Raw genomic sequence first — 24,764 nt, 5'->3', positions numbered from 1 at the left:
TATGGAGAATTTAGATTACAACGTATTACTTTATTATTGTTATTCGGAGATCAAAGATCCTGAAACTTACAGGGAGGAACATCACCTGTTTTGTATAGAGAACAATATTTTGGGAAGAGTTATTATTTCATCAGAAGGGCTGAACGGAACGGTTTCTGGTTTGAAGGAGGATTGTGAGAAGTACATGGAATATGTGAAGTCTGATCCTAGATTTGCCAAGACCGAATTTAAAATCGACCAAATGGACAAACATGCCTTTACCAAAATTCATGTAAGGGTAAAGCCGGAAATTGTACATTCGAGCTTAAAGCATGTTAATCCTAATGTGCGTACTGGAAAACATTTGGAGCCAGAAGAGTTCAAAGCTTTGAAGGACCAGGAAGAAGTGGTGATTTTGGATGTGAGGTCTAACTATGAGCATGAATTGGGACGTTTTAAAAACGCCATTACTTTGGATATTGATAATTTCAGGGACTTTCCTGAGAAGATCAATGAACTGGAGCATTTAAAGGGTAAGAAGGTTTTGACCTATTGTACAGGAGGGATTAAGTGTGAGAAGGCTTCTGCCTATTTGTTGGAGCAAGGTTTTGAGGACGTTTATCAACTTCACGGTGGAATTATCAAGTACGGCATGGAAGCTGGAGGGGAAGACTTCGAAGGAAAGTGTTATGTTTTCGATAACAGAGTGGCTGTAGATGTCAATAAAGTTAACCCTAAGGTGATTTCAAAGTGCCACTGCTGTGGAAAGATTTCTGATCGTATGGTCAATTGTGCCAATCCAGTATGTAATATCCATGTTCCTATTTGCGAAGAGTGCGGATGGAAATATGAAGGGGCTTGTTCTGACGAATGTAAGGAACATCCAGAAAAGAGACCATACGATGGAACGGGCTATTACCAGAAAAACACCAACGGTTATAACCCTTATAAAGGACTGTACCGAAAACCTGATAAAGAGAAAATCAAATCTATCATTCATGAGTAATGTAATTCCTGCATCGGAACTTATTATTAATCCGGATGGAAGTATCTACCATTTAAATTTGAAGCCAGAATTTCTGGCTTCATCTGTTATTACGGTGGGTGATCCAGAAAGAGTAGCCAGTATTTCGAAGTACTTTGATGAAATAGAAGCTAAAGTCGCCAAGCGTGAATTTGTAACACATACGGGAACCTACAAGGGGAAGCGATTGAGTGTGATGAGTACTGGGATGGGAACAGATAACATCGAAATCTTTCTGACTGAATTGGATGCCTTGGTCAATATTGATCTCCAAACTCGCAAGGTGAAGGACAAACACACTATTCTAAATATTGTAAGGGTAGGGACTTCAGGAAGCATGAGGGAAGAAATCCCTGCTGGAGCTTTGGTGGCTTCTGAATATGGAGTAGGTCTGGATACATTGATGCAATATTATGTGACCGAATCTACCTCAAAGGAAAAGGAGGTGGCAAAAGGAGTGCAAGAAGCATTAAGGCTTCATTTTACTCCTTACTGCTTTCATGGCTCAGAGATCCTTTTGGATCGATTGTGTAAAGGAGAAATTATTAAAGGAAACACGGTGACGTGTCCAGGATTCTTTGGTCCTCAAGGGAGAGAGGTGAGGCTTAAACCTGCCATTCCCGATATAATTGAGCGTTTGGCTGGGCTGGATGTAGACGGCTTCCGTCTTACCAATTTTGAGATGGAAACCGCAGGATACTATGCCATGGGTAAAATGTTAGGGCACGAAGTACTTAGCTTGAATGCCATTGTAGCCAATCGAATTACCAAAGAGTTTGTGGATGATCCAGCGGCAGTAGTTGATCGGTTGATCTTGCACACCTTGGAGCATATTTGATTTTTATTCACAAGCTTTCTGGACAATGAATGCGGCATCTTTTTGACTACCATAGATAAGCTGAGAGCTACGGCTCCTTTGGTAGGGGATGCCCAAGAAATAAAGTCCTGTTATATTTGAAATGCCATCTTGTTCCCGAAGCTGGTTGAGATCGTGCTCAAAACCATCGACTTGGATAAAGCTAAAGTCAGGCTGGAATCCAGTGGCAAATAAAACAAAATCGACTTCTAAGCTTTTTCCATCAGCGAAAGTGACTTGATTGCCTTCTGCTTTGACTACTTCTGAGCACTTTGTGGCCTTTTTGATTTTTTTCTTCAAATCATCATAAAGGTAGGTTGGTTCACCTTTTCTGATTTGCTTCTCCTTTACTGGCTTGGAAAGTACATTTAGCTTATCTCCCCACCAAAGCCTGTTCTTGCCAAATACATATAGCGACTTGAAGTTTGGCTTCTTATTCAATGACCAATGGACATTGAAGTAAGAAGTAAGTTCAGCGACTATTTGCGCTCCAGAGTTTCCTCCACCTACGACCAATACTTTTTTCCCTTTGATTGAAATAGGTGTTCTATATTGAGAACTATGTATAAATGGAATAGAGAGTTTATCAGCCCATTCAGGGGTGTTTGGTTTTTGGCATTGTCCATTGGCTACGATCACGTGTTTCGCCTGAATTTCCTCGAAAGAAGACTTGACGATGAAGTGATCATCTTTTTTAACCACCTTGGAGACAGTGTTTTTTGTATGAATCGGTAGCTCGAAATGGGTGGCATATCTTGAAAAATAATCTGCTATCTGATCTTTGGTAGGCCTTGCCTTCGGAGACAAAGCCATGGGGAGGTCCGGCAATTGACTATAGGCAGCAGGAGTGAAAAGTTGGAGGGAACCATAGCGGTTTCTCCATGAGTCTCCAATTTCTCTGTGCTGGTCTAGAATGACAAAGTCTTTGCCAGCTTTTTGTAGAAATCTTCCTGCGGAAAGCCCGCATTGTCCGGCACCAATGATAACAAATTCTTTTTCTTTCATGTTAATCCATAATGTCGTCTAATTCACTTAACTCAAGCCAACGGAACTCCAATTCTTCTAGTTTTTCATCAATGCCTTGAATACTGGTAGACCAGTCTAGCAAAGCTTCATGATCTTCTGTTCCTGCATTGATCTTATTAACCAGTTCTTCTTTTTGTTGCTCCAGTTGACCTATTTCTGTCTGGATTTGCTTAAACTCTTGCTTTTGTTTAAAAGAAGCCTTGTTGGCTTTATTACTAGTTTCGGCAACCTTTTTATTGGTTTCTTGAATTTTTTCTTCTTGTTTTTTGAGTGCTTCAAGGGCATCCTGTTTTTTTTCCCATTCTCTCAAGTCGGTATAGTTGCCTGGGAAATCTTTGATTTCTCCCTCTCCTCGAAACACAAAGAGGTGATCTACCAATCTATCCATAAAATACCTGTCATGGGAAACAATGATCAAGCAGCCAGGGAAATTGTCCAGAAACTCTTCCAAAGTATTTAACGTGACTATGTCCAAGTCATTGGTTGGCTCATCGAGAATCAAAAAGTTAGGATTCTTGATCAAAACCATCAGCAATTGCAACCTTCTTCGTTCTCCCCCGCTAAGTTTGGCGATAGGCGTATGCTGTTGTTTTGGCGGAAAACCAAATTGATTGAGGAATTGGGAAGCGGTGATGGTATTGCCTTTGGCCAAGGTAACCACTTCTGCAACTTCTTTAACTATATCAATTAAGCGTTTCTCTTCATCGAAGGAGCTTTCTTCTTGCTTATAATAGCCAAAAGCGGTCGTCTGCCCAATGGCAATGTTGCCCGAGTCAGGAGGCAGCATGCCAGTGATCATGTTGAGGAAAGTGGTCTTGCCAGCTCCGTTTGGACCTACAATACCAATTTTATCACCTTTTTTAAAAGTGTAGGTAAAGTCTTTGATGATGGTTTTGTCATCATAGCTTTTGGAAAGCTTTTCTATTTCTATGATCTTACTCCCTAATCTTTGAGAAGATACTTGAAGTTCAATTTCTCTTTCCTCTTTCTTTTGGAAGGCTTTCTCCTTGGTGGCTTCAAATGCATCAATTCTGTATTTGGCTTTGGTGCCTCTGGCCTTTGGTTGTCTTCTGATCCAATCCAGCTCTTTCTTATAGAGGCTTTTTGCCTTTTCTTGTTCTGTCGCTTCTATTTCTCTTCGCTCAGCTTTTTTGTCCAAGAAATAACTATAATTACCCGTGTACCTGAAAATCTTACCTGCATCCAATTCAAGGATTTCATTGGTGACCTTTTCCAAGAAATATCTATCGTGGGTAACCATAAATATTGAAAGGTTGGCCTTTGATAGGTAATCCTCGAGCCACTCGATGGTTTTTAAGTCCAAATGGTTGGTGGGCTCATCCAAAAGTAACAAATCCGGTTTTTCTAGGATAGCTTTTGCCAAAGCAACACGCTTCCTTTGTCCACCGGATAAATTTCCTACAGGAAGGTCAGTGTCATGGAGACCTAATTTTCCAAGAACCTCTTTGACCTGATATTCAAAATCCCAAGCCTGAAGCCTGTCCATTTTTTCCATCAAATTGTTCAGCTCATCACTATTTTCCTTGCCTGACTGGGCAGCTACCATTGCTTTCTGATATTGCTCAATGACATTGAGAATTTCACTGGAAGAGTCTGAAAATATGGTTTGGTAAATGGATAGGTTGCCATCAAAAACAGGGTTTTGGTGGACATAAGCTATTTTTACAGTTTGATTGATTGCGATTTCTCCTTCATCGGCTACTTCGATGCCCATGATGATTTTCATCAAGGTGGATTTTCCTGCCCCATTAATGCCTACTAGGGCTACTTTTTGCCCTTGATCTATTCCAAATGAGATTTTATTAAAGAGTGGCTTTTCTCCAAAAGCCTTAGAGAGATTTTCTACAGAAAGGTAATTCATGCTCAAAATTAATCAAAAAATATCCGCATCCATCACTACTTTGTAAACTAAAGACAGTAATGAAGTTTTATGATTTTAAAAGGTCGTTAGTTTATGCTTGGTTATTGTTAAAAAGTGTTTTCATGGCGTCAGATAACTCTTTTAAGCCAGCTTTGAAATGTTCTTTAGATTTTTCCAGCATAGGGCTGATACTTTCTCTTCTGGATTGGTATTTTTCCTCAAAGTCTTTACGACGTTTGGTAAATTCCTTTTCTAAAGATTCCTTATCTTTTCTTAATTCCTTGACTTTCTTTTCAACCTCTACCTTTGCTTCTCCGCCAGCTTCAGCTCCTTTTGCAATCAATTCCTCGATTTTGTGGCCGATTTCCTGGAGTAAGTTTTCTACTTCTTCAAATGATGATTTTTTAGTAGTCATGCTTCCTTGGTTATGGTAAAAGAATATTCTATCAATATACAAACAGATAAGGATAAATGTGGTTCGCATCGATATGAATTTATACCTTTTTCGGAGTGATTTACTGGAAGTTCAGCAATACGGTGATGGATTTTCTTCTCAATTCTTCAATGGCACCGGCAAATTCAGGCTCAGTGGTTGCTGGTTCATAGATATTTGATAGGCCATGGGAAAACCTGATTTCGGGGGAGAATTTGAAGAATTTAAAGTAAAAATCGAATCCCATACCCAGCTCCAAAGCCACATCCTTTCCTTTTATGACCAGTGGATCTGCGTCTGCTTCGTCTTGGGACTTGGTCCTAAACATCGGGTTGGCTCCTCCTGTAAAGAACATTCGGGTATTGTTGAAGCGCATGGATTTATACTTAAATATCAAAGGCAACTCCACCATGGTGGCTTCGGTTATGATTGATTCTGTCCTCACTCCAACTCCAGTTTGTTCAAAATCATCATCCCGGAAATAATTGATATCAGTCTGGTATTCGTAAAAACCAACTTTGGGAGTAGCTAAAAAATTAAGCTGATCGTGCAACCTGAAGGTAAGTAAGAAACCCAAAGAAAAGCCAGGAGAAAATACAGGCATGATGCTTTGTATTTGCCTGTATTGGGTCTGCGTTGGATCCATATAGGCATTGCTGTATTTAAGCCTTAGGCTAGACGTGTGACCAGCCAAAAAGAAGCCGTAGCTGAGAAACTGGTTGTCTTGGCCAGACTGGTTAAGCGGAGCATAACTGCTCTGCGCAAAAAGTGGACACAATAATAGTAAAGAGAAAATAGCCGTGAGGCTTATTTTTCTCCGATATAAATTGAGCTTATGCCGAATGTCAGCGGTCTGCATTTTGTATTGGTAAAACCTACTTTCTTTAACACTGTCAGAAAATCATCCCCATCAGGGAAAGCCTGTACTGACTCAGGTAAATAAGTATAGGCAGATTGATCTTTGGATATAAGCTTGCCTATCTGAGGTAAAATATACTTGAAATAAAAATTGTATCCTTGCTTAAGAGGAAACTTTTTAGGCTTGGAGAATTCAATGATCACCACTTTGCCTCCTGGTTTAAGTACACGGAACATATCCGCAAGTCCTTTCTCCAAGTTTTCGAAGTTTCTTACCCCAAAGGAAACGATGACAGCATCAAATTTATTTTCTTCAAAAAGCAACTTTTCGGAATCACCCATTTGTAACTCAATAAGGTGATCCAGCTTTTTGTTTTTGATTTTCTTTTTGCCTTCAGCCAACATGCCTTCGGAAATATCCACTCCGATTACCTTTTCGGGGTTCAGCGCCAGCGCTTCAATAGCAAAGTCACCAGTACCAGTAGCAATATCCAAGATCAGCTTTGGCTGATCTTTCTGAAGCATTTTGATGGCTTTTTTCCTCCATGTAATATCAATGCCCAGACTCAGGAGATGGTTCAGTAAATCATAACGCTTGCTGATATTGTTGAACATGTTGGCCACTTGGGCCTTTTTTCCTTCTTGTTGATCTTTGTAGGGAACTACTGACATTGAATTACTCTGTTTGGATGCGCAATATTACTAAGTAAACACGAGCAATGGAAAAATGTTAAAGATTAATTGGTGTAAGGGTTTTGGAAGGAAAGGCTTACCTTTGTGAAAAATGAGAAGGAAATGATTAAGAAGGCGACATTTTTAACAAGTAATTCAGACTATAGAAAGTGCCCAACTCCCAACAAACCGGAGTTTGCTTTTATAGGCAGATCCAATGTAGGGAAAAGCTCATTGATCAATATGCTGACCAATAATAAGAGCCTGGCCAAAATATCTGGAAAACCGGGTAAAACTCAGCTTATCAATCATTTTGAGGCTGATGGAAAATGGTTTATTGTGGATTTGCCCGGGTATGGATTTGCTCAGGTGAGCAAGACCTTAAAGTCTGATTGGGAGAAAATGATCAAAGGATACCTGACCAATCGGGAAAATCTTCAAGCTACTTTCGTTTTGATTGATAGCAGACTTGACCCGCAAAAGAAAGACCTGGAGTTTATCCTTTGGTGTGCTCAAAATGGCGTGCCTATTGTTTTGGTGTTTACCAAAGCCGATAAATTATCGGTCAGCAAGGTAAAGGGGAATATCCAGAAGTTTATGGCTACGTCGAAGACTATATTTGAAGAAGCTCCTTTGTACTTCGTGACGTCAAGTGCTACAGCCGTAGGAAGGGAGGAGTTGACGGACTTTATGCGACAACTGACTGAAGAATTTTATGCTGAACAGTGATTTGCCTTGAGCTTTTAAGGCGAAATCATATATTTGCAAGCTGATTTTAAAAGATGAATTATGGGATTTAATGAAATAGCTACCGTAGCTGGTAAACCTGGATTATACAAAGTGCTTAAGCCAAGCAGAAGTGGGGTGATCTTAGAATCAATGGATGCCAAGAAAGCAAAATTGGTTGTAGGTGCTAACCACCGCGTTTCCATTTTAAGTGAAATTTCGATTTATACCATGACGGAAGAGGGGTCGACTCCTTTGCAAGAAGTCATGATCAATATCGAAAAGGAATTTTCAGGAGATACTGGTTTGGCCAAAGGTGCAGACAATGATGAGTACATTGCTTTTATGAAACATATTTTGCCTGATTTTGATGAGGAGAGAGTATATCCTTCTGATATCAAGAAGTTGATCTCTTGGTACAAAATCATCAGGGAAAATACACCTGAACTCTTGGAAGAACAGGCTGAAGGTGGTGAAGAGACTGCTGAGGAGAAAGAGGCTTAATAAAAACTTACAGTTTGAAATAGAATAATTAGCTACTTTTTGGGATTTTTATATTGTCTCAAAAAGTAGCTTTTTTTATTATGAACTCAGTGTACATATCCGAAAGTGCGCAACTTCTTCAGAAGGATTTTGAACTATCACTTCCTGAGGAAGACCTCACAAGGGAAGCACTTATTGAACTTCTTTCGCCAGTTGTAAGCAACTTGCTCAATCGTGACTTCGAAAGGCTGCTGCACATTTGTTACAGGATTGATCTTGGGGAGCAAAAGCTTAAGTACATTTTGCACCAAGCTAATCCTGAGTCTTTGGCAAAAGAATTAAGTGCTGCGTTGGTAGACAGGCAGATTCAGAAAGTTGAAATCAGAAGAAGGTACCAATAGACCCGGTCTGAAGTTTAAACTGTAGCTTCTTTCAAGTGTCCTTCCGCTTCTTCTACCATCACCGTAGAACCAATGTATAGTGGGGTTCTTTGGTGGAGGGAAGTAGGTTGGATATCCAAGATCCTGTTTTTTCCATCAGAGGCTGAAGCGCCAGCTTGCTCCGCAATAAAGGCCAGTGAGTTGGCCTCATAAAGTAACCTAAGTTTGCCTTCAGGTGCTTTTGCAGTGCTTGGGTAGATGTAAATTCCGCCTTTCAATAAGTTTCTGTGAAAGTCGGCGACCAAACTGCCAATATATCTTGCGCTAAAATCCCTTTCCTTGCAGGAGGTTATATAATTTTTGATTCCCTCGCTGATTTGAGAGTTCAAGCCTTCATTGATGCTGTATATTTTTCCATCTTTTGGGGCGCAGATATTGGGGTGTGAGAGGAAGAATTCTCCTAAAGATTGCTCATAAGTAAAGCCATTGACACCCTTTCCTGTGGTGTATACGAGCATGGTGGAGGATCCATAAAGCACATAGCCAGCGGCTACCTGTTTGTTTCCTGGCTGCATGATGTCTTCTGGCTGAATGGGACTTCCTACAGGCGTAACTCTCCTGTATATGGAAAAGATTGTTCCGATAGAAATATTTACATCGATGTTTGAAGAACCATCGAGAGGATCCATGGCCACGACATATTTTCCGCTGCTGTTTTGTAAATCAATGACTTCATCATCTTCTTCAGACACGATAGCACACACTTCTCCTCCTTTAGTCAAAGCCCTTGAAAATCTAATATTGGCAACCACATCTAATTTTTGCTGTTCTTCTCCTTGCACATTAGTGCTGCCAAAGGCACCGCCAATATTGGAGAGTCCCGCTCGGTTAATCTCTCGATTTACTATCTTTGAGGCCAAGGCAATGTCTCGAAGGATTTGTGATAACTCTCCCGAAGCAAAAGGGAAGTCATCTTGTTTCATTTTGATAAAACGGTCTAAAGTGACGCCGACGGAATAGCCCAAGGCAGAGTGATCAGGCTGGTATGGTTTTGTCTTCATATCCTTGAAAAGTGCAATTTTAAATATAACCCACTGAAAAATACAACTAATATTTTTATGACAAAAGCAATTGTTTACAAATTTGGAGGTGCTTCAGTAAAAGATGCTGATGCAATCAAAAGCCTCTTTAATCTTTTATTCAATCGATTGCGGAATCCAATGATTATTGTGGTCTCCGCAATTGGGAAGACCACAAATTTGTTGGAGGAAATATTGAGACAAAAGTATGAGCAGGAAGATTTTTATTTGAATTTTACAATTTTAAGAAAAAACCATTTAGCAATATGTTCTGAATTGTTTGAGGAAGGCGATATGGTTTTTTCAATGGTTGAAAATATTTTTCTAAAGCTGGAAAAAGAGCTTGGGAAAAAACTCTCAGCAGAAAACTATGATCGGTTTTATGATGCTGTGGTGAGCTATGGAGAGTTGTTGTCAACAAAAATTATTCATGCTTATTTTTGTAAAGAAGGTTTGTATTGTATTTGGCAAGACGCAAGGGAGGTGATCATTACAGATGATAATTATCGTTTGGCTCAAGTAAATTGGCAAGAGACCGAAAAGCAGTGCTTACAGCAACTTGTTCCAAAGCTTAAAAAAATGCCCTTGGTGATCCAAGGTTTTGTCGGAGGAACCATTGCTGGAGATACTACTACTTTGGGAAGAGAGGGATCAGACTTTTCAGCAGCTGTTTTGGCCAAATGCTTGAAAGCTGGTTCTGTAACTATTTGGAAAGATGTCCCAGGGGTCTTGAACGCAGATCCCAAGAGATTTTCAGATACAGTCAAGTTTGATCATTTGGGATACAAGGAAGCCGCGGAAATGACCTATTACGGCGCCTCTGTGATTCATCCTAAGACCATCAAGCCGCTGGCAAATATGAAAATCCCACTTTATGTAAAGTCTTTTCTAGACCCTTCATCTAAAGGAACAATCATAGGCGATTTTGACGGGGATAGAGAGGTTCTTCCTGTAATAATCGTAAAAGATAATCAGATGTTGGTGACTTTTGAGGTTACTGACTTTTCATTTGTTTCGGAATCGCATATTCATCAGATTTATGCGGAATTGCATAGGTTAAAGCTTAGGGTAAATGTATTGCAGATTTCAGCAATTACAGTGTCCATTTGTGTGGACAGGGAGTTGTTTAAGCTGGAAAGGCTATTGTTGGAGATGAGACCTTATTTTAAGGTTAGGTATAATGAAGATTTGCAGTTGATAACTGTCAAGAATTACGATGAGGCTACAAAACTGAGGTTTTTCAAAACGGAGGATATTTTGCTAGAACAAACCACCAGAAGTACGTTTCAATTGGTCTGCCGGCCAATGGCTAAATAAATTTCTTGATGACTTTTTTGATTCCGGGAAGGTAGCTTAAGCCGAAAAGGTTAAGATGTACCAACAAGGGGTAGAGATTATGAATGTCAGCTCTTGTTTCAAAGCCTGGTTCTAACGGGAAGATGTCGTTATAAGCTTCGTAAAAAGCTCCTTGAAACCCACCAAAAAGTTTAGAGAAAGCCAGGTCCATTTCACGATGTCCATAATAGACAGCAGGGTCTATTAAGCATGGGGCTCCATTAGAGTTGACGATGACATTTCCTGACCATAGATCGCCATGAAGTAAGGCTGGCTTTTCGTTAGGGACAAGGTCATCCAGCTTTGAGTAAATTTTCTGGAATTTTTTGTAAAAATTTAACTCGATCAATCCATCATAATAGGCTTTGCCAAGCATCGGCTCAAGCCTTTCTTCAGCATAGAAGCTAGCCCAGCTTTTGTGGAAATTGTTTCTTTGGGGAAGAACCGCGATGAAATTATCGCTGTCTAACCCATAAAGTGGAGCCGTGGCCATATGAAGTTCGGCAAGTCCGTGCCCCAAGTCTGTCCAGTAGGAGCTGTTCGGATAACCTCCTTTGATCCATTCGATCAGTAAATAGTTTTGATCTTCAATGCGACCTGCTCCAATTGTTTTGGGAATTTGAAGTGGTGCGTGTTTATGCAATAAGGTCAAGCCTTTTAGTTCTTGATGAAAGACGTCGGATGAATTAAGATGGTTGGATTTTAAAAAAAGCGCCCCCTTGGTTGTTTCCAAAAGCACGCTTTGATTCATGGCCCCGGCAGAAATAAGCCGGACAGATTTTATTTGTGTAGGTTCATGTATGGCATCAAATAAGACATTTTCATAAAATGAATTTTGACTATGCATACACTTTGTGTTCTTTTCTTAATTGGGTAATCAGTTCTTCAATCGATTCGTTCAAGATGTTGTAAACTTTTTCGAATCCATCCTCTCCTCCATAGTAGGGGTCGGGAACTTCTTCATGGTCTGCATTAGGCTGAAATTCCCTCATTAAAAAGATTTTGCCATGGCTTTGGTTATAAGACTCCATTAATTTGTAAATGTTCTTTTTATTGGACTTATCCATGGCAATGATGTAATCAAAATCTCGGATATCGGTGTGGTTAAGCTGTCTACCTCTGTGGGAAATGGCCATACCATGCCCTTCTGCGCATTTAATGCTTCGCTCATCAGGAAGCTCCCCAATGTGATAGTCGGACGTACCACAGCTATCACTTTGGAATTTGTGTCCCAAATCAAGTGCTTTAATTTGATGATTAAAAATGGCTTCAGCCAATGGTGATCGGCATATATTGCCCAAGCAAACGAATAAAACTTTGATCATTTTTGTTTTTATAAACCTAATGCAATTTCTAAGTTCAAATATAGCAAGCTATGACCCATTAAAAGAAAATAGGTTTGTATTTATGCCTTTTTCTTTGATTTTGGATGCTGTTATATGGTCGAATAACACTTGGTAAAAGTGTCTCTTCCATTTCTAGTGCTTAAAAGAATAGTAAGTTTCTGCTGAGGTGTAAAATGAATCAACCTTGGTGAGCCTATTCAACAATACTATGCATTATAGTTTGAGAATTGATAAAAATCAAGCCTTGATTTATTTTATTCAAAAGTAAAACGGTTTTTCACTTTTGAAAGGCTTTTTAAGGGGGATGAAAGTTTGCTGGAGAAAGTATTGAAAGCGATGAACCAAAAAGAAAACCACCATTCATCTTGAACTAACTTAATGATGAATGGTGGTTGAACGGCTTTATCGAATTGATACGCCAAGTCCTAAACTGACTGTGTTAAACTCTTGGAAAGTATAGTCGGCATTGAGAAAAACAGGGCCAAACTTAAACCTTGCTCCTAAAGTGGCCATAGCCCCTTTTGCATCGTATTCAAGATTGACTGGATCGGTAATGCTTTCAGAAGTGCCTTCTATGGAGTATGTACCCAGCATGTTATAGGTAGAAGAACCAGTATTGTAACCTGCTGTCCCATATACGGTCAGGATTGAAAGCTTTTTACTTACCAAAGCTTGAAATGTCCAAGTATCGAGGCTCATTTCGCCGAATTGCCCCATGTCCTCTTCTATAAAATATTTCGCATTTAGTGAATTGTATGCAGCCAAAACGGAAAGATCAAAAGGGAGGATTTTGATGCCTGGAATGTGTTGTTTGATGTCATGTTTTACACCCAATCCCCATTGGGAAATTTCAGCATCCTCAACTGACACTTTGGGGATAAATCTACCAATAAATTCAAATCCAGCTGGAAGCCCAATCGCTCCTTGGATGGTTGGGGCTGGGACATATTTTACAGGGATGTCTAGCCCTGGTGGGATGTCTACTTCAGCAATTAACGTTTCTCCTTCATAGATTTCCAGCGTTCCGTTGGCATCAGGATCACCATAGAGTGTGGGCAGAGAAGTAGTTCCATTACTCCCTTTTACCCTTATATTTTCATATTCTGAAGGGTCAAAAGTAAAGTTCTCATACCTGGCAGGAACCCTTGCTCCACTTACGGAAAACTTAAGGTCAAACCCTAAAGTACTATGAGGTTTGGCGGTATGTGCCCAGCCTGTTCCCATACTGTAGATGAAACCTTTGGCTGCAGGTTCTACATAATACCCCATATAGGTGTTAAGGTCACTTACTCCAGCTTGTAAGATTTTTTCAATATCAATGTCGCCTTGGCCAAAAACTTTAGTGCCGGAGAGTAAAAGGCCTACTAAACAAAAAGATAATATTTTTTTCATTCTTATAGTTGGTTATGTTAAATAAAGGTAGCGAAATTTAAGTCAAAGATGTGACCATAAAAGTAGCTCGGGGATTTTTTTTTGAAAATTAATTTAACTTTTCTACTTTTGCGGAACTATTACTAAATAAGAATCATTCTTATCTCTGAATGAATATTGAAGCGGTAAAAAATAAAATTGTAGAAGGTGGACTGAAGTTTACCCATCAGCGGATGGTGATCTATGAGGCAGTGTCTAGTACTCATAATCATCCCACTGCCGAATGGGTATTTGAGCAGATTAAGGAAAACAACCCGTCCATTTCACTAGGTACCGTTTATAAAACGCTGGATACTTTTGTGAACGCCCAGATCATTCAAAAATTTGTTGACAACAATGGAGTAATGAGGTTTGATGCCATTCTCGAGGCCCACAGTCACTTATATGACAAAGAGACCAATGAAATCAGGGATTACCAGAATAAAGAGTTGGAGACTTTGATTAAAGGCTTCTTTGAAAAAAATAAAATTAAGGATTTTGAAGTAGAGGATATATCCGTGGTCATCAAAGGCCACAACAAATAAAAGTAAATTAAACATAACTAATCATTTAAAATTAAAAGTATGTCATTAGTAGGAAAAAAAGCCCCTTTATTTAGCGCACCAGCAGTTATCAACGGAGAAGAAATCGTTGAAAGTTTTTCTTTGGAGGAGTTCATTGGTAAAAAAGAAGTGATTTTCTATTTCTACCCAAAAGATTTCACTTTTGTTTGCCCAACTGAAATTTTGGCTTTCCAAGAGAAATTGGCTGAGTTCGAAAAAAGAGGTGTAGCTGTAGTAGGTGCTTCTTGCGATACAGAAGAAACTCACCTTGCTTGGTTGTCTACTCCAAAAGCTAACGGTGGTATTGAAGGTGTTACTTACCCATTGGTTGCTGACCCTGCAAAAACTATCGCTCACAACTATGGTGTTTTGGCCGGTGAGTGGAACTATAACGAAGAAGGAGAATTGACTTATGAAGGTGCTCCAGTTGCCTTTAGAGGTTCTTTCTTGATCGACAAGGCAGGTGTGGTTAGACATGAAACTATCAACGACCTTCCTCTTGGAAGAAACATCGACGAAATGATCAGATTGGTAGACGCACTTCAGCACGTAGAAAAATACGGTGAAGTTTGTCCAGCTAACTGGGAAGAAGGTAAAGAAGCCATGAAAGCAACTAAAGAAGGTGTGTCTGAATATCTTTCTAAAAACTAATCATTGCTTAATGCAAAATAATGAAGCCTCGGTGTTTTGCCGAGGCTTTTTTTGTGGCGTTTGTTGGGACTGCTCCGTCTAGAAGGGGAATCTTATTTTTAATTAAAAAACCTGTTTTATGAATGCACTTAGGTACACTCCGGCAATTTTAATAGCTCTTTTCCTTTTTTCTTGCGATAGTGGCCAAGATGACCACCAAAACCAATTGGAGAAAAGTGAAAAAAACTGGCAAGTTCTGAAATCGGAAAATGGAGAATCTTACCGCTATCAAGTAAGTACCTCTTCATGGACAGGCTACAGTTCGATTACCACCATTACGGTATTGAAAGGTTTGGTGACCAAAAGGGAGTTTCAAAGTTATCTTCCGGACAATGAAGGAGGCCAGGAATTAGTCTATAGTTATGTGGAGGAAGGTGAAAAGATTGGAGCTGATACAGAAGGGGCTGAGCCAATTACCTTGGATGAACTTTATGATGTTTGTAAGGAGGAATACTTGACCGTGGATCCCAATTCAAATACCATTTATTTTACCGAATTTGACAATGGACTTGTAAAGAGTTGTGGGTATGTGCCACAAAACTGTGTGGATGACTGCTTTTTTGGTTTTAGTTTGAAGATTATTGAATGGCTGGAATAGCGATTAAGAAATTGATCCTTGAAGGAGTTTTACAATGGTGATGTGAGGCTATTTATTGACCTACAATGAAGGAGGTTTGTTCCGATCTTGTTAATTTTGGGTATGAAATTGTTTTATGATTTTTCTGTTTGGGCCATGTCTGGCTTATTACAATTGACCAAAGGAGGTGAGTCTAAACTGTCGCGACTTGTAAAGGGGAGAGAAGGGGTTTTTGATCAACTTGAAAATTTCATGAAAGAATTTTCAGGGAGCTTGGCTTGGTTTCATGTGGCCTCTTTAGGGGAGTATGAACAGGCAAAGCCGGTGATAGCAGCATTTAAGAATGCTTTTTCTGATCATGCTGTTTTGGTTACTTTTTTTAGTCCAAGTGGCTATGAAAATGTGATTAAAAAGCCTCAGCTCCATGTCGATATGATTACCTATTTGCCTTTTGATACCCAAGCCAATGTACAGCGGTTTTTGGACTTAGTAAATCCAAGTGTGGTTTTTTTTGTGAAGTATGATCTTTGGGCCAATTATATCTTTGAAACAAAAGCACGTGAAATTCCATTGTTTCTCTTTTCTGCCTCTATGCGTAAGGACCAGATTTATTTCAAGTCCTATGGTAGCTTTTTCCGAAAAGTATTAAAGTGCTTTGACCATATTTATACCCAAAACCAACAAACGGTGAAGTTGTTGGATGAAATAGAAATATCCAACACTAGTATTGCAGGTGACACACGCTATGATAACGTACAGCTGATTTCTGAAGCTCCAAAAGTATTTCCTGAAGTAGAGACATTTGTGGGCACCGATCCAGTAATTGTGGTGGGGAGTGCTTGGGAAGAGGATATGGAGTTGATCATTCCATTTATCAATAAGCATGACCAGTATAAATATATCATTGCACCTCATGATATCAATCACATTGTTATTGATTCATGGAGGAACCAAATTGCCAAGCCCTGTTTGAAATACTCTGAAATGATTGATGGTGAATCTGGAAAAGCCGATGTGCTGTTTATTGATAATATAGGGATGCTTTCTTCCCTTTATCAATTTGCCCATTTGGCTTATGTGGGTGGAGCTTTTGGAAAAGGTCTACACAATATATTGGAGCCTTTGGCTTTTAGGGTTCCGGTGTTGTTTGGGAAGTTAAAGCGAGTAAGTAAGTTTCCAGAAGCAGCTATCAGTGAAGGTTGTGGTTGTGGCTTTGAAGTGGCAGACAAAGCGGCGTTTGAGAAAATAGTCTTAGCTTTGGAAGAAGTAAAGGCTTATGAGAAGGCAGCCAAATCTGCAGATAGATTGGTGAGAGATAATCTGGGAAGTGCGCAAAAAATCATCAATGGAGTGCAAAGAATCATCTTATGAACATAAAAGGAAGGGTAATTAAGTCAACAGGTAGTTGGTATCTTGTGAATACTGATGAGGGGCAGGTCAACTCCAGGCTACGAGGGAAGTTCAAACAGGATGACCTGAAGCTGACCAATCCGATTGCTGTAGGGGATTTTGTGACTTTGTCAAAAGAGGAAAACCAAGATACAGCCATAATTTCCAGTATTTTGCCCCGAGAAAACTATATTATCCGAAAGTCCACCAGAAAGAGCCATTTTTCCCACATCTTGGCTTCCAACATAGACCAAGCCTTTTTGGTGATCACATTAAAACAGCCAAGGACCTCCTTGGGTTTTATTGATCGGTTTATTGTAAGTACAGAAAGTTTTCGAATTCCCACCACTTTGGTTGTCAATAAAATTGATGTAATCAAAAAAGAAAAGGATCAAGAGTTTTTGCAGGATATTCGTGAGATTTATGAGCCCTTGGGGTATCCGGTCTTGGAAATATCCGCTTTGCATGATGCCGATTTGAAAAGTCAGTTTTCGGAAAAACTTAAAGGAAAGACAACGCTGCTTTCTGGACATTCTGGAGTAGGAAAATCCACCTTGCTTAACAAATTGGTGCCAGATGCAGGGCAGTCTACCAAGGAAGTTTCAAGTTTTACCTCCAAGGGAGTGCATACCACTACTTTTGCAGAAATGTTTCCAGTGGAAGATGGTGGTTATTTGATTGACACGCCCGGTATTAAGGAGTTTGGGATTCTGGACATTGAGGACGAAGAACTCTCCCATTATTTTGTGGAGATGAGAAAGTATTTGGGACAATGTAAATACAACAACTGTAAGCATCTCAATGAACCTGGCTGCAAGGTGTTGGAGGTGCTGGAAGAAGGATACATTCACCCCTATCGATATGATAGCTATGTCAAGATTCTTCATGAAGAAGATTCCTTCAGGTAATTGATGCTGAGTTACACGTGATTTACCTAGGGCTACCTATTTTACCAAGGATCTCGGATCGATAATTTCACCTTAGTTTACAAGTCATTGATTCTTTTGCCTTCTCCTTGTTCAGTAAAAAATATTGATGCTACAAGTACTTCGTAAAGCGCCTCCCCCCCTTATTCAATATCTTAACTAAGCGCCCATAAATTTTAGGCTTGATGGGTTGCTGCCTTGATGCAGTTCAGACGTTTCTGTCTATTCCCGTTTACCTAGTCTTTGCCTTCGCTTAGCTCATATTTGGGGAAAAACAGAATTATCTTCGGATCACTCAGGGATCACTTACGGATCACCTTCGGATCAAGCTCGGATTATACCGAGAGAAATCCGAAGATAATTTGGGTGTAAGGTTTGTTTGATCCAAAAATAAGTAAACGGAGTAACTGATCTACCTTAGGGGAATTACCAAGATGTTAAAGGACAGCTGTAAGTCAGTAGTATTAAAACCATAACTTTCCCTTTCTTCTGATTGGCAAAAGGTATACCTGGTTGAGTGTGGAAGTATGATCACAAAGTAATGGAAAAAATTAATCTTGAAAATGGTTCTTTTCTTCAAGACCAAGGGCCACAAGGTGAATCAGTTTATATTTTCCCAAGGAATCCAAATGATGTCATTACCCTACTTTCGTTGACTGGATTGTCACACTATTTTATATGGAGCCCAATTCTGTTATTCTAGTCTTGAGAGTCGTGGTATATATTATCTAGTATAAATCTTTGAATCCACTCGGTTTTAAACTAATTTTCCCTTTTAAAACAGTTTGATCAGATCATCATGAGTGAAATAAAAACTTTGGTGCTGAACCATAAGCAAATCCAACAAAAAATCACCCGGATAGCATATGAAATATATGAAAGAAATGTAGGTGAGGGGGAAGTAGTTTTTGCAGGAATTTCAGGAATGGGCTACGTCTTAGCGGGCTTGCTGGTGGATAAAATAAAGGAAATATCTCCTTTGAAAGTGGAGAAGATGAAAATCACGCTTGATAAGTTTACCAAAAAACAACCTGAAGTGGAGCTTTCCCATGATATTGACTTTGAGAATAAGTGTCTGATCATTGTAGATGATGTGCTTAATTCAGGAAGGACATTGACTTATGCCATGGAGCCTTTTTTGAAGTATGAGATCAAGAAAATTGAAGTAGCTGTTTTGGTCAACAGGAGTCATAAATTATTTCCAGTTTCCGCCGATTATACGGGTTACGAACTAGCAACCACCTTGAGTGAAAATATTCAAGTAGAACTTAATGAAAGCGATTCTACTGTTTACTTACAATAATTCCAAACAACCATGTCTGTTCATCAGTCTACCAATATAAAAAGAATTACCACTCATGTGCTTCAGGAAATGAAAAACCGAGGAGAAAAAATCTCCATGCTGACAGCATATGATTTCTCCATGGCTGGGATTTTGGATGCCGCGGGAATTGATATCATTTTGGTTGGAGATTCAGCTTCTAATGTCATGGCTGGACATGAGACCACCTTGCCCATTACTTTGGATCAAATGATTTATCATGCCTCATCTGTAGTAAGGGCTGTGAAACGTGCCTTTGTGGTAGTGGATATTCCTTTTGGCTCTTATCAAGGGAATTCATCTGAGGCTTTGAGGTCTACCATCCGGATCATGAAGGAGGCTGGTGCGCATGCGGTGAAAGTGGAAGGAGGAGCCGAAATCAAGGAATCAGTGGTGAGGATCTTAAGTGCAGGGGTTCCGGTAATGGGGCATTTGGGATTGACCCCTCAGTCCATTTACAAGTTTGGAACTTATACAGTTCGGGCAAAAGAAGAGGATGAAGCGGAAAAGCTTATTTCAGACGCTAAGGTGTTGGAAGAATGCGGTTGTTTTGCCATTGTTTTGGAAAAAATCCCTGCAGAACTTGCCAAGCGTGTAGCTGAAAATGTGTCCATTCCAGTAATCGGAATTGGGGCAGGTCCTCATGTGGATGGACAAGTATTGGTCGTACATGATATGTTGGGGATTACCCAAGAGTTCAAGCCTCGCTTTCTCCGTCAGTACGCCGATTTACGGGGGATCATGACAGAGGCCGTTGAGGGTTATATCAAAGATGTGAAGTCCAAAGACTTTCCAAGTGAGAAGGAAAGCTATTAATCTTTTACGATTTTAGTAAGATAAAATCAAGTTGATTTCCAGAAAATTAAATGTTTCAATAGCAGCAGGTTTATGATTGTAATCCCAATTAATTTTATCAATAACCTGATGTCATAGAATATTTGTTGGTATAATGTTGAGTTGTAGCAGGTAAACAAAGTTTTTGTTCATTTAGATTCGTCTAGTCTTTTAGCCTAACCACTCCCAATTCCGCTTTTAACCTTTGAATACGCGATATTTTGCGTATTTTAGCGGCAAAATCAAGTGCACCGGCATTTAATCATATAATTATTTAGTCAATATACACACAGGCCAACTTTGGGTTGTGCTTTGTCGTGTCGAAATTTTAATAAAATGACCACTACAAAAACACCGAAGATCCTTTATACGCTGACCGACGAAGCGCCAGCTTTGGCAACCTATTCTTTGTTGCCTATTATCAAATCTTTTACAGATTCAGCTGGTGTGTCAGTAGAGACCAGGGATATATCTTTATCGGGTAGGATTATCGCCAACTTTCCGGAATACTTAAAAGAGGATCAGCGCATCAGTGATGCATTGGCCGAACTGGGAGAGATTGCTAAAACTCCAGAAGCCAATATTGTAAAGCTGCCTAATATCAGTGCTTCGATTCCCCAATTAAAAGCAGCTATCAAGGAGCTTCAAGGACAAGGCTATGCATTGCCGGACTATCCAGACGAGCCAAAAACCGAAGAAGAAAAAGGCGTAAAGGCCAAGTATGATAAAATCAAAGGCAGTGCAGTAAATCCAGTTTTAAGAGAAGGTAATTCAGATAGAAGAGCTCCTCAGGCGGTGAAGCAGTATGCCAAAAACAACCCACACAGTATGGGTAAGTGGAGTGCTGACTCCAAATCCCATGTGGCCAGCATGAGCGAAGGTGATTTCTACGGAAGTGAGCTTTCATTAACTATGCCGGCAGAGGGAACTGTTAAAATTCATTTGGAAGGTAAAGATGGAGCTGTAACTATCCTAAAAGAGGGTTTGAAGCTTCAAGCAGGTGAAGTGATAGATGCTTCCGTGATGAGTGTTAAAAAACTGGAAGCTTTCTTGGCTGAGCAAAAAGAAGATGCTAAAAAACAAGGCATTCTATTTTCATTGCATATGAAGGCTACTATGATGAAAGTTTCTGATCCTATCATTTTTGGCCATGCTGTTAAGGTTTTCTTTGCACCAGTATTTGAAAAACATGCCCAGACCATTCAGGAGATTGGTGTAGATGTTAATAATGGGTTTGGTGATTTGATCAGTGCTTTGGACAAACTTCCCGCTGAAAAGCGTCAGGAAATAGAGGCTGATATAGAAGCATGCTATGCTGATAGCCCTGATTTGGCCATGGTTAATTCCCACAAAGGAATAACCAATTTGCATGTTCCAAGTGATGTGATTATTGATGCTTCCATGCCAGCAATGATCAGGACTTCTGGTCAAATGTGGAATAAAAATGATGCATTGCAGGATACTAAGGCGATTATTCCAGATCGTTCTTATGCAGGTGTTTATCAGGAAACCATTGACTTTTGTAAGAAAAATGGTGCTTTTGATCCAACTACTATGGGGAGCGTACCTAATGTAGGGTTGATGGCTCAAAAAGCAGAAGAGTATGGCTCTCATGATAAGACATTTGAAATGCCTGCAGAAGGTACTGTAAAAGTACTTAGTGCTGCTGGTGAAACATTGATGGAGCATGCAGTAGAAAAAGGTGATATCTGGAGAATGTGCCAGACCAAAGATGCTCCTATCCAAGATTGGGTAAAACTAGCTGTGAACCGTGCCAAGGCCACAGGAGTACCTGCTATCTTCTGGTTGGACAGCAATAGGGCGCATGATGCCCAGTTGATAAAAAAAGTGAATAAATATCTTCCAGAGCACGACGCTAAAGGATTGGATATTAAGATACTTTCTCCGGTGGAGGCCACCCGTTTCTCATTGGAAAGAATCAAAGAAGGTAAAGACACCATCTCTGTTACAGGTAATGTGTTAAGAGATTACTTGACGGATCTTTTTCCTATTTTGGAATTGGGTACAAGTGCCAAAATGCTTTCCATTGTACCATTGATGAATGGTGGAGGCTTGTTTGAAACGGGGGCCGGAGGATCTGCTCCTAAACACGTTCAGCAGTTTGTGGAAGAAGGTCACCTTAGATGGGATTCTTTGGGTGAGTTTTTGGCATTGGCTGTTTCTTTGGAACATTTGGGCAATACTTTTGACAACGAAAGGGCCATTGTGTTAGGTAAGACTTTGGATGAGGCTACTGGTAAATTCCTTGAAAATGGAAAATCCCCATCCCGAAAGGTGAATGAATTAGATAACAGAGGCAGTCATTTCTATTTGGCGCTTTACTGGGCAGAAGCATTGGCGGCTCAAGATAAGGATGCTGCGTTGAAAGAGATTTTCACCAAAGTGGCCAAGGCTATGGAGGAAAATGAGGCAACAATTATTAATGAATTGAATGGTGCTCAAGGAAATCCTGTGGATATCGGAGGTTACTTTAAGCCTGACGAGGCAAAGACTTCCAATGCCATGAGACCAAGTAAGACGCTAAACGAAATCTTGGAAATGGTAGTAGCGAGTGTGTAATTTATCACTCAGTGAATGTAACAGAAAAGGCCATCCACACTAAGTGGATGGCCTTTTCTGTTTTAATGTGACAAGGGAGATTTATAGTTCCTTGATCATGATGTTTTTGAAATAAACATTGTTGCCATGGTCTTGAAGGGCGATTTTGCCTTTCTTATATATACCAAAATGTTCTGCGTTTTTGAATTTACTTCCAGCGATGAGTGCTTTCCAGTTGTCATCCCACATGGTGGTTTCCACTGTGGTCACCCCATTGAGCTTGAAAGTTAACTTGGCATCGTCAACGATGATTTCAGTAGTGTTCCATTCTCCAACAGGATTGGAAGCTTCTTCTGTTGCTTGGATCATGTCATAGAGGTCTCCAGTGCGATGCTTCAGGTTTTTGCCATCCGGGTGTCCTTCATCATCTAACAACTGATATTCAGGGCCTGTAACATACGGATGTCTGAATTGCTCATCCTCATGTACCATGAACATGATCCCAGAGTTCCCATTGTCGGAAATTTTCCATTCCAATTTAAGGTGGAAGTTGCTGTATTCATCTTTGGTGACAAGGTCCCCTCTACCTTCTTTTTCAGAAGAGTCAAGGTATAGAACACCATTTTCCATTTTCCACGCAGCACCTAAAGATTCTTTATTGTAGGTTTTCCAGCTGTCCAAGTTGGATCCATCAAAAAGAATGGTCCAATCTCCTTCAGTTTCATTGGAAGTGCTTTGAACGGTCACAGTCTCTTCGGACGAGGTGTCCTCAGTTTGACCAGCTCCGCAGGATGTGGCCAAAAGCACTAGGACTGTTAGGGATAAAATGTTTTTTTTCATATCTGATTAAGATTATAAAAGAGGCCTTTTAAAGGCCTCTTTTGGGTTTATTTTTTCAGCATTAAAACGTACTTGACCATTATTTTTGCATCGTCTTCAGAGAGTCCAGGGTGCGCGGGCATGGGAATTTCTCCCCATTCTCCTACACTACCGTTAACCACTCTTTTGGCGAGTGTTTCAATGTTTTCGTCTGTGCTTTCGTATTTGGCTGCCACATCTTTATAGGCAGGGCCCACGATTTTTCTTTCTACCATATGACAGCTGGGGCAGTCAGATTCCTTAACTAAAGCAAGTCCACTGACATAGTCAGGATTGTCTTTATACATTTCATCAAAGCTCATTTCTTTGGCCGGAGCGGCCGCTGGAGTGCTGGTAGCTTCCTCACTGTTGGTATCGGAGCTCCCTCCGCATGCGTACGCTAATCCTGCAAGTGCGATCACACCTGCGCTTGCTACTTTACTGAAGTTCATTGGTTCTATAGGTTTGTTTGATTTAAATTATATTCCTAATACTTTTTTGTTCAGCGCTTCATCGGTACCGGCTGAAGCAAAGTCATCGAATGTCTTTTCAGTGACTTTGATGATTTTCTCACTGATAAATTTCGCCCCTTCAATGGCTCCTGCTTCGGGATGTTTGATGGCACATTCCCATTCCAGTACTGCCCATCCATCAAAATCATATTGAGAAAGCTTGCTGAAGATGGCGTTGAAATCAACCTGGCCATCTCCAAGAGATCTGAACCTTCCTGCTCGGTTGATCCAGCTTTGATAGCCCCCGTATACTCCTTGTTTGCCAGTTGGGTTAAACTCAGCATCTTTCACATGGAACATTTTGATCCTGTAGTGATAGAAGTCAATAAATTGAACATAGTCCAGGCATTGCAAGAGGAAGTGGCTTGGGTCATAAAGGATATTTGCTCTTGGATGTTGGTTTACTTTCTCCAGGAACATTTCAAAAGTCACTCCGTCATGCAGGTCTTCACCAGGATGCAGTTCATAGCATAAATCTACACCATTTTTATCAAATTCATCCAAAATAGGCAACCACCTCTTGGCCAATTCTTCGAAACCTTTATCCACTAAGCCTGCTGGGCGCTGCGGCCAAGGATAAACGGTGTGCCACATTAATGCACCACTGAAAGTTGCGTGAGCAGTAAGTCCCAGGTTTCTGGAAGCTTTTGCCGCATACATCAGCTGTTGGGTGGCCCATTCTGATTTGCCTTTAAGGTTTCCTTTCAACTCTTCAGGAGCAAAAGCATCAAACAATTCATTATAGGCCGGATTTACAGCCACCAATTGCCCTTGTAAGTGGGTGCTGAGCTCTGAAATGACCAATCCAGCATTTTCAACAGTGCCTTTGATTTCATCAGCATAAGATTGATCTTCGGCGGCTTTTTGCAAATCGATAAAGCGACTATCCCAAGATGGGATCTGAATGGCTTTATAACCAATGCTTTTGGCCCATTCACTGATGTCTTTTAGGTTGTTAAAAGGAGCCTTATCGTCTGCAAATTGGGCTATAAATAGCGCAGGTCCTTTGATGGTCTTCATACTACAGGGTCTTTTAAGTTTATCTC

Annotated in this window: 26 protein-coding genes; 14 read left to right on the top strand and 12 right to left on the bottom strand. The window is 40.2% G+C overall.

Annotation, left to right across the window (positions count from 1 at the left end; genetic code table 11):
* The first annotated feature begins 1 nt into the window (after window position 1).
* Window positions 2-985, top strand: a complete 984-nt coding sequence (gene trhO, locus IFO69_RS04805; protein ID WP_192008834.1) for an oxygen-dependent tRNA uridine(34) hydroxylase TrhO — start codon at window positions 2-4, stop codon at window positions 983-985.
* Window positions 978-1,841, top strand: a complete 864-nt coding sequence (locus tag IFO69_RS04800) for a nucleoside phosphorylase (RefSeq protein WP_192008832.1) — start codon at window positions 978-980, stop codon at window positions 1,839-1,841. The genes trhO and IFO69_RS04800 overlap by 8 nt, the downstream gene beginning before the upstream one ends.
* Before the next feature lie 3 nt (window positions 1,842-1,844).
* Here the strand turns inward: IFO69_RS04800 and IFO69_RS04795 are convergent, their stop codons facing one another.
* The 5 genes from IFO69_RS04795 to ubiE form a co-directional block, all read right to left on the bottom strand.
* Window positions 1,845-2,864: a flavin-containing monooxygenase gene (locus tag IFO69_RS04795; RefSeq protein ID WP_192008829.1), complete on the bottom strand. Its 1,020-nt coding sequence runs from the start codon at window positions 2,862-2,864 to the stop codon at window positions 1,845-1,847.
* A gap of 1 nt (window position 2,865) precedes the next feature.
* Window positions 2,866-4,767, bottom strand: a complete 1,902-nt coding sequence (locus IFO69_RS04790) for an ABC-F family ATP-binding cassette domain-containing protein (protein WP_192008826.1) — start codon at window positions 4,765-4,767, stop codon at window positions 2,866-2,868.
* Between the two features lie 91 nt (window positions 4,768-4,858).
* A complete protein-coding gene (locus tag IFO69_RS04785) occupies window positions 4,859-5,182 on the bottom strand; it encodes a hypothetical protein (RefSeq protein ID WP_192008823.1) in 324 nt (107 codons plus the stop codon).
* Window positions 5,183-5,282: 100 nt separating this feature from the next.
* Window positions 5,283-6,059 (bottom strand): type IX secretion/gliding motility protein PorT/SprT, encoded by a 777-nt coding sequence (gene porT, locus IFO69_RS04780; protein WP_192008820.1) that lies wholly within the window; start codon window positions 6,057-6,059, stop codon window positions 5,283-5,285.
* Window positions 6,008-6,730, bottom strand: a complete 723-nt coding sequence (gene ubiE / locus IFO69_RS04775) for a bifunctional demethylmenaquinone methyltransferase/2-methoxy-6-polyprenyl-1,4-benzoquinol methylase UbiE (RefSeq protein ID WP_192008818.1) — start codon at window positions 6,728-6,730, stop codon at window positions 6,008-6,010. Before ubiE ends, porT begins: the two co-directional genes overlap by 52 nt.
* 123 nt (window positions 6,731-6,853) lie before the next feature.
* Here ubiE and yihA point away from each other — a divergent pair, with 123 nt between their 5' ends.
* The 3 genes from yihA (at window position 6,854) to IFO69_RS04760 (ending at window position 8,340) form a co-directional block, all read left to right on the top strand.
* Window positions 6,854-7,459, top strand: coding sequence for a ribosome biogenesis GTP-binding protein YihA/YsxC (yihA, locus tag IFO69_RS04770; protein ID WP_192008816.1), 606 nt, complete (start codon window positions 6,854-6,856; stop codon window positions 7,457-7,459).
* A 60-nt stretch (window positions 7,460-7,519) separates the two neighbouring features.
* On the top strand, window positions 7,520-7,960 hold the full coding sequence (locus IFO69_RS04765; protein WP_192008814.1) for a DUF5606 family protein: 441 nt from the start codon (window positions 7,520-7,522) through the stop codon (window positions 7,958-7,960).
* 80 nt (window positions 7,961-8,040) lie between these two features.
* Window positions 8,041-8,340 carry a hypothetical protein gene (locus tag IFO69_RS04760; RefSeq protein WP_192008812.1) on the top strand — a complete coding sequence of 100 codons (300 nt, stop codon included), beginning with the start codon at window positions 8,041-8,043 and terminating at the stop codon, window positions 8,338-8,340.
* Between the two features lie 14 nt (window positions 8,341-8,354).
* On the opposite strand, the gene fbp is transcribed toward IFO69_RS04760, so the two are convergent.
* The gene (fbp, locus tag IFO69_RS04755; RefSeq protein ID WP_192008810.1) at window positions 8,355-9,380 is read right to left on the bottom strand and encodes a class 1 fructose-bisphosphatase; all 1,026 of its coding nucleotides are present in this window, start codon (window positions 9,378-9,380) and stop codon (window positions 8,355-8,357) included.
* 57 nt (window positions 9,381-9,437) lie between these two features.
* Here fbp and IFO69_RS04750 point away from each other — a divergent pair, with 57 nt between their 5' ends.
* The gene (locus IFO69_RS04750) at window positions 9,438-10,715 is read left to right on the top strand and encodes an aspartate kinase (protein ID WP_192008808.1); all 1,278 of its coding nucleotides are present in this window, start codon (window positions 9,438-9,440) and stop codon (window positions 10,713-10,715) included.
* On the opposite strand, the gene IFO69_RS04745 is transcribed toward IFO69_RS04750, so the two are convergent.
* The 3 genes from IFO69_RS04745 to IFO69_RS04735 form a co-directional block, all read right to left on the bottom strand.
* Window positions 10,708-11,580 (bottom strand): fructosamine kinase family protein, encoded by an 873-nt coding sequence (locus IFO69_RS04745; protein ID WP_192008806.1) that lies wholly within the window; start codon window positions 11,578-11,580, stop codon window positions 10,708-10,710. The genes IFO69_RS04750 and IFO69_RS04745 overlap by 8 nt on opposite strands.
* Window positions 11,573-12,058, bottom strand: a complete 486-nt coding sequence (locus tag IFO69_RS04740; protein ID WP_192008804.1) for a low molecular weight protein-tyrosine-phosphatase — start codon at window positions 12,056-12,058, stop codon at window positions 11,573-11,575. Before IFO69_RS04740 ends, IFO69_RS04745 begins: the two co-directional genes overlap by 8 nt.
* 423 nt (window positions 12,059-12,481) lie before the next feature.
* Entirely contained in the window at window positions 12,482-13,471 is a 990-nt protein-coding gene (locus IFO69_RS04735) for a DUF6588 family protein (RefSeq protein WP_192008802.1), read from the bottom strand.
* A gap of 149 nt (window positions 13,472-13,620) precedes the next feature.
* On the opposite strand from IFO69_RS04735, the gene IFO69_RS04730 reads away from it, so the two are divergent.
* The 8 genes from IFO69_RS04730 (at window position 13,621) to IFO69_RS04695 (ending at window position 22,369) form a co-directional block, all read left to right on the top strand.
* Window positions 13,621-14,034, top strand: coding sequence for a Fur family transcriptional regulator (locus IFO69_RS04730; protein ID WP_192008801.1), 414 nt, complete (start codon window positions 13,621-13,623; stop codon window positions 14,032-14,034).
* Window positions 14,035-14,073: 39 nt separating this feature from the next.
* Entirely contained in the window at window positions 14,074-14,703 is a 630-nt protein-coding gene (locus IFO69_RS04725; RefSeq protein ID WP_192008800.1) for a peroxiredoxin, read from the top strand.
* Window positions 14,704-14,821: 118 nt separating this feature from the next.
* On the top strand, window positions 14,822-15,340 hold the full coding sequence (locus IFO69_RS04720; RefSeq protein WP_192008798.1) for a hypothetical protein: 519 nt from the start codon (window positions 14,822-14,824) through the stop codon (window positions 15,338-15,340).
* Between the two features lie 102 nt (window positions 15,341-15,442).
* The gene (locus IFO69_RS04715) at window positions 15,443-16,690 is read left to right on the top strand and encodes a 3-deoxy-D-manno-octulosonic acid transferase (protein WP_192008797.1); all 1,248 of its coding nucleotides are present in this window, start codon (window positions 15,443-15,445) and stop codon (window positions 16,688-16,690) included.
* Between the two features lie 2 nt (window positions 16,691-16,692).
* On the top strand, window positions 16,693-17,616 hold the full coding sequence (rsgA, locus tag IFO69_RS04710) for a ribosome small subunit-dependent GTPase A (RefSeq protein WP_192008981.1): 924 nt from the start codon (window positions 16,693-16,695) through the stop codon (window positions 17,614-17,616).
* 817 nt (window positions 17,617-18,433) lie between these two features.
* On the top strand, window positions 18,434-18,937 hold the full coding sequence (locus IFO69_RS04705; RefSeq protein ID WP_192008795.1) for a phosphoribosyltransferase family protein: 504 nt from the start codon (window positions 18,434-18,436) through the stop codon (window positions 18,935-18,937).
* A 12-nt stretch (window positions 18,938-18,949) separates the two neighbouring features.
* Window positions 18,950-19,771, top strand: coding sequence for a 3-methyl-2-oxobutanoate hydroxymethyltransferase (gene panB / locus IFO69_RS04700; RefSeq protein WP_192008793.1), 822 nt, complete (start codon window positions 18,950-18,952; stop codon window positions 19,769-19,771).
* Between the two features lie 354 nt (window positions 19,772-20,125).
* Complete coding sequence (locus tag IFO69_RS04695; protein ID WP_192008788.1) at window positions 20,126-22,369, top strand: NADP-dependent isocitrate dehydrogenase; 2,244 nt, start codon at window positions 20,126-20,128, stop codon at window positions 22,367-22,369.
* Between the two features lie 81 nt (window positions 22,370-22,450).
* Here IFO69_RS04695 and IFO69_RS04690 read toward each other — a convergent pair whose 3' ends face one another.
* The 3 genes from IFO69_RS04690 to IFO69_RS04680 are packed head-to-tail and all read right to left on the bottom strand — an operon-like array spanning window position 22,451 to window position 24,738.
* Window positions 22,451-23,188 (bottom strand): 3-keto-disaccharide hydrolase, encoded by a 738-nt coding sequence (locus IFO69_RS04690; protein WP_192008787.1) that lies wholly within the window; start codon window positions 23,186-23,188, stop codon window positions 22,451-22,453.
* A 47-nt stretch (window positions 23,189-23,235) separates the two neighbouring features.
* The gene (locus tag IFO69_RS04685) at window positions 23,236-23,658 is read right to left on the bottom strand and encodes a c-type cytochrome (RefSeq protein WP_192008785.1); all 423 of its coding nucleotides are present in this window, start codon (window positions 23,656-23,658) and stop codon (window positions 23,236-23,238) included.
* Window positions 23,659-23,685: 27 nt separating this feature from the next.
* Window positions 23,686-24,738 carry a sugar phosphate isomerase/epimerase family protein gene (locus IFO69_RS04680; RefSeq protein WP_192008783.1) on the bottom strand — a complete coding sequence of 351 codons (1,053 nt, stop codon included), beginning with the start codon at window positions 24,736-24,738 and terminating at the stop codon, window positions 23,686-23,688.
* Window positions 24,739-24,764: the final 26 nt, after the last annotated feature.

It is taken from the genome of Echinicola arenosa (assembly GCF_014841125.1).
Classification (GTDB): domain Bacteria; phylum Bacteroidota; class Bacteroidia; order Cytophagales; family Cyclobacteriaceae; genus Echinicola; species Echinicola arenosa.
Note: the sequence above shows the minus strand (reverse complement) of the source record. Positions and strands in the feature narration are given on the sequence as shown.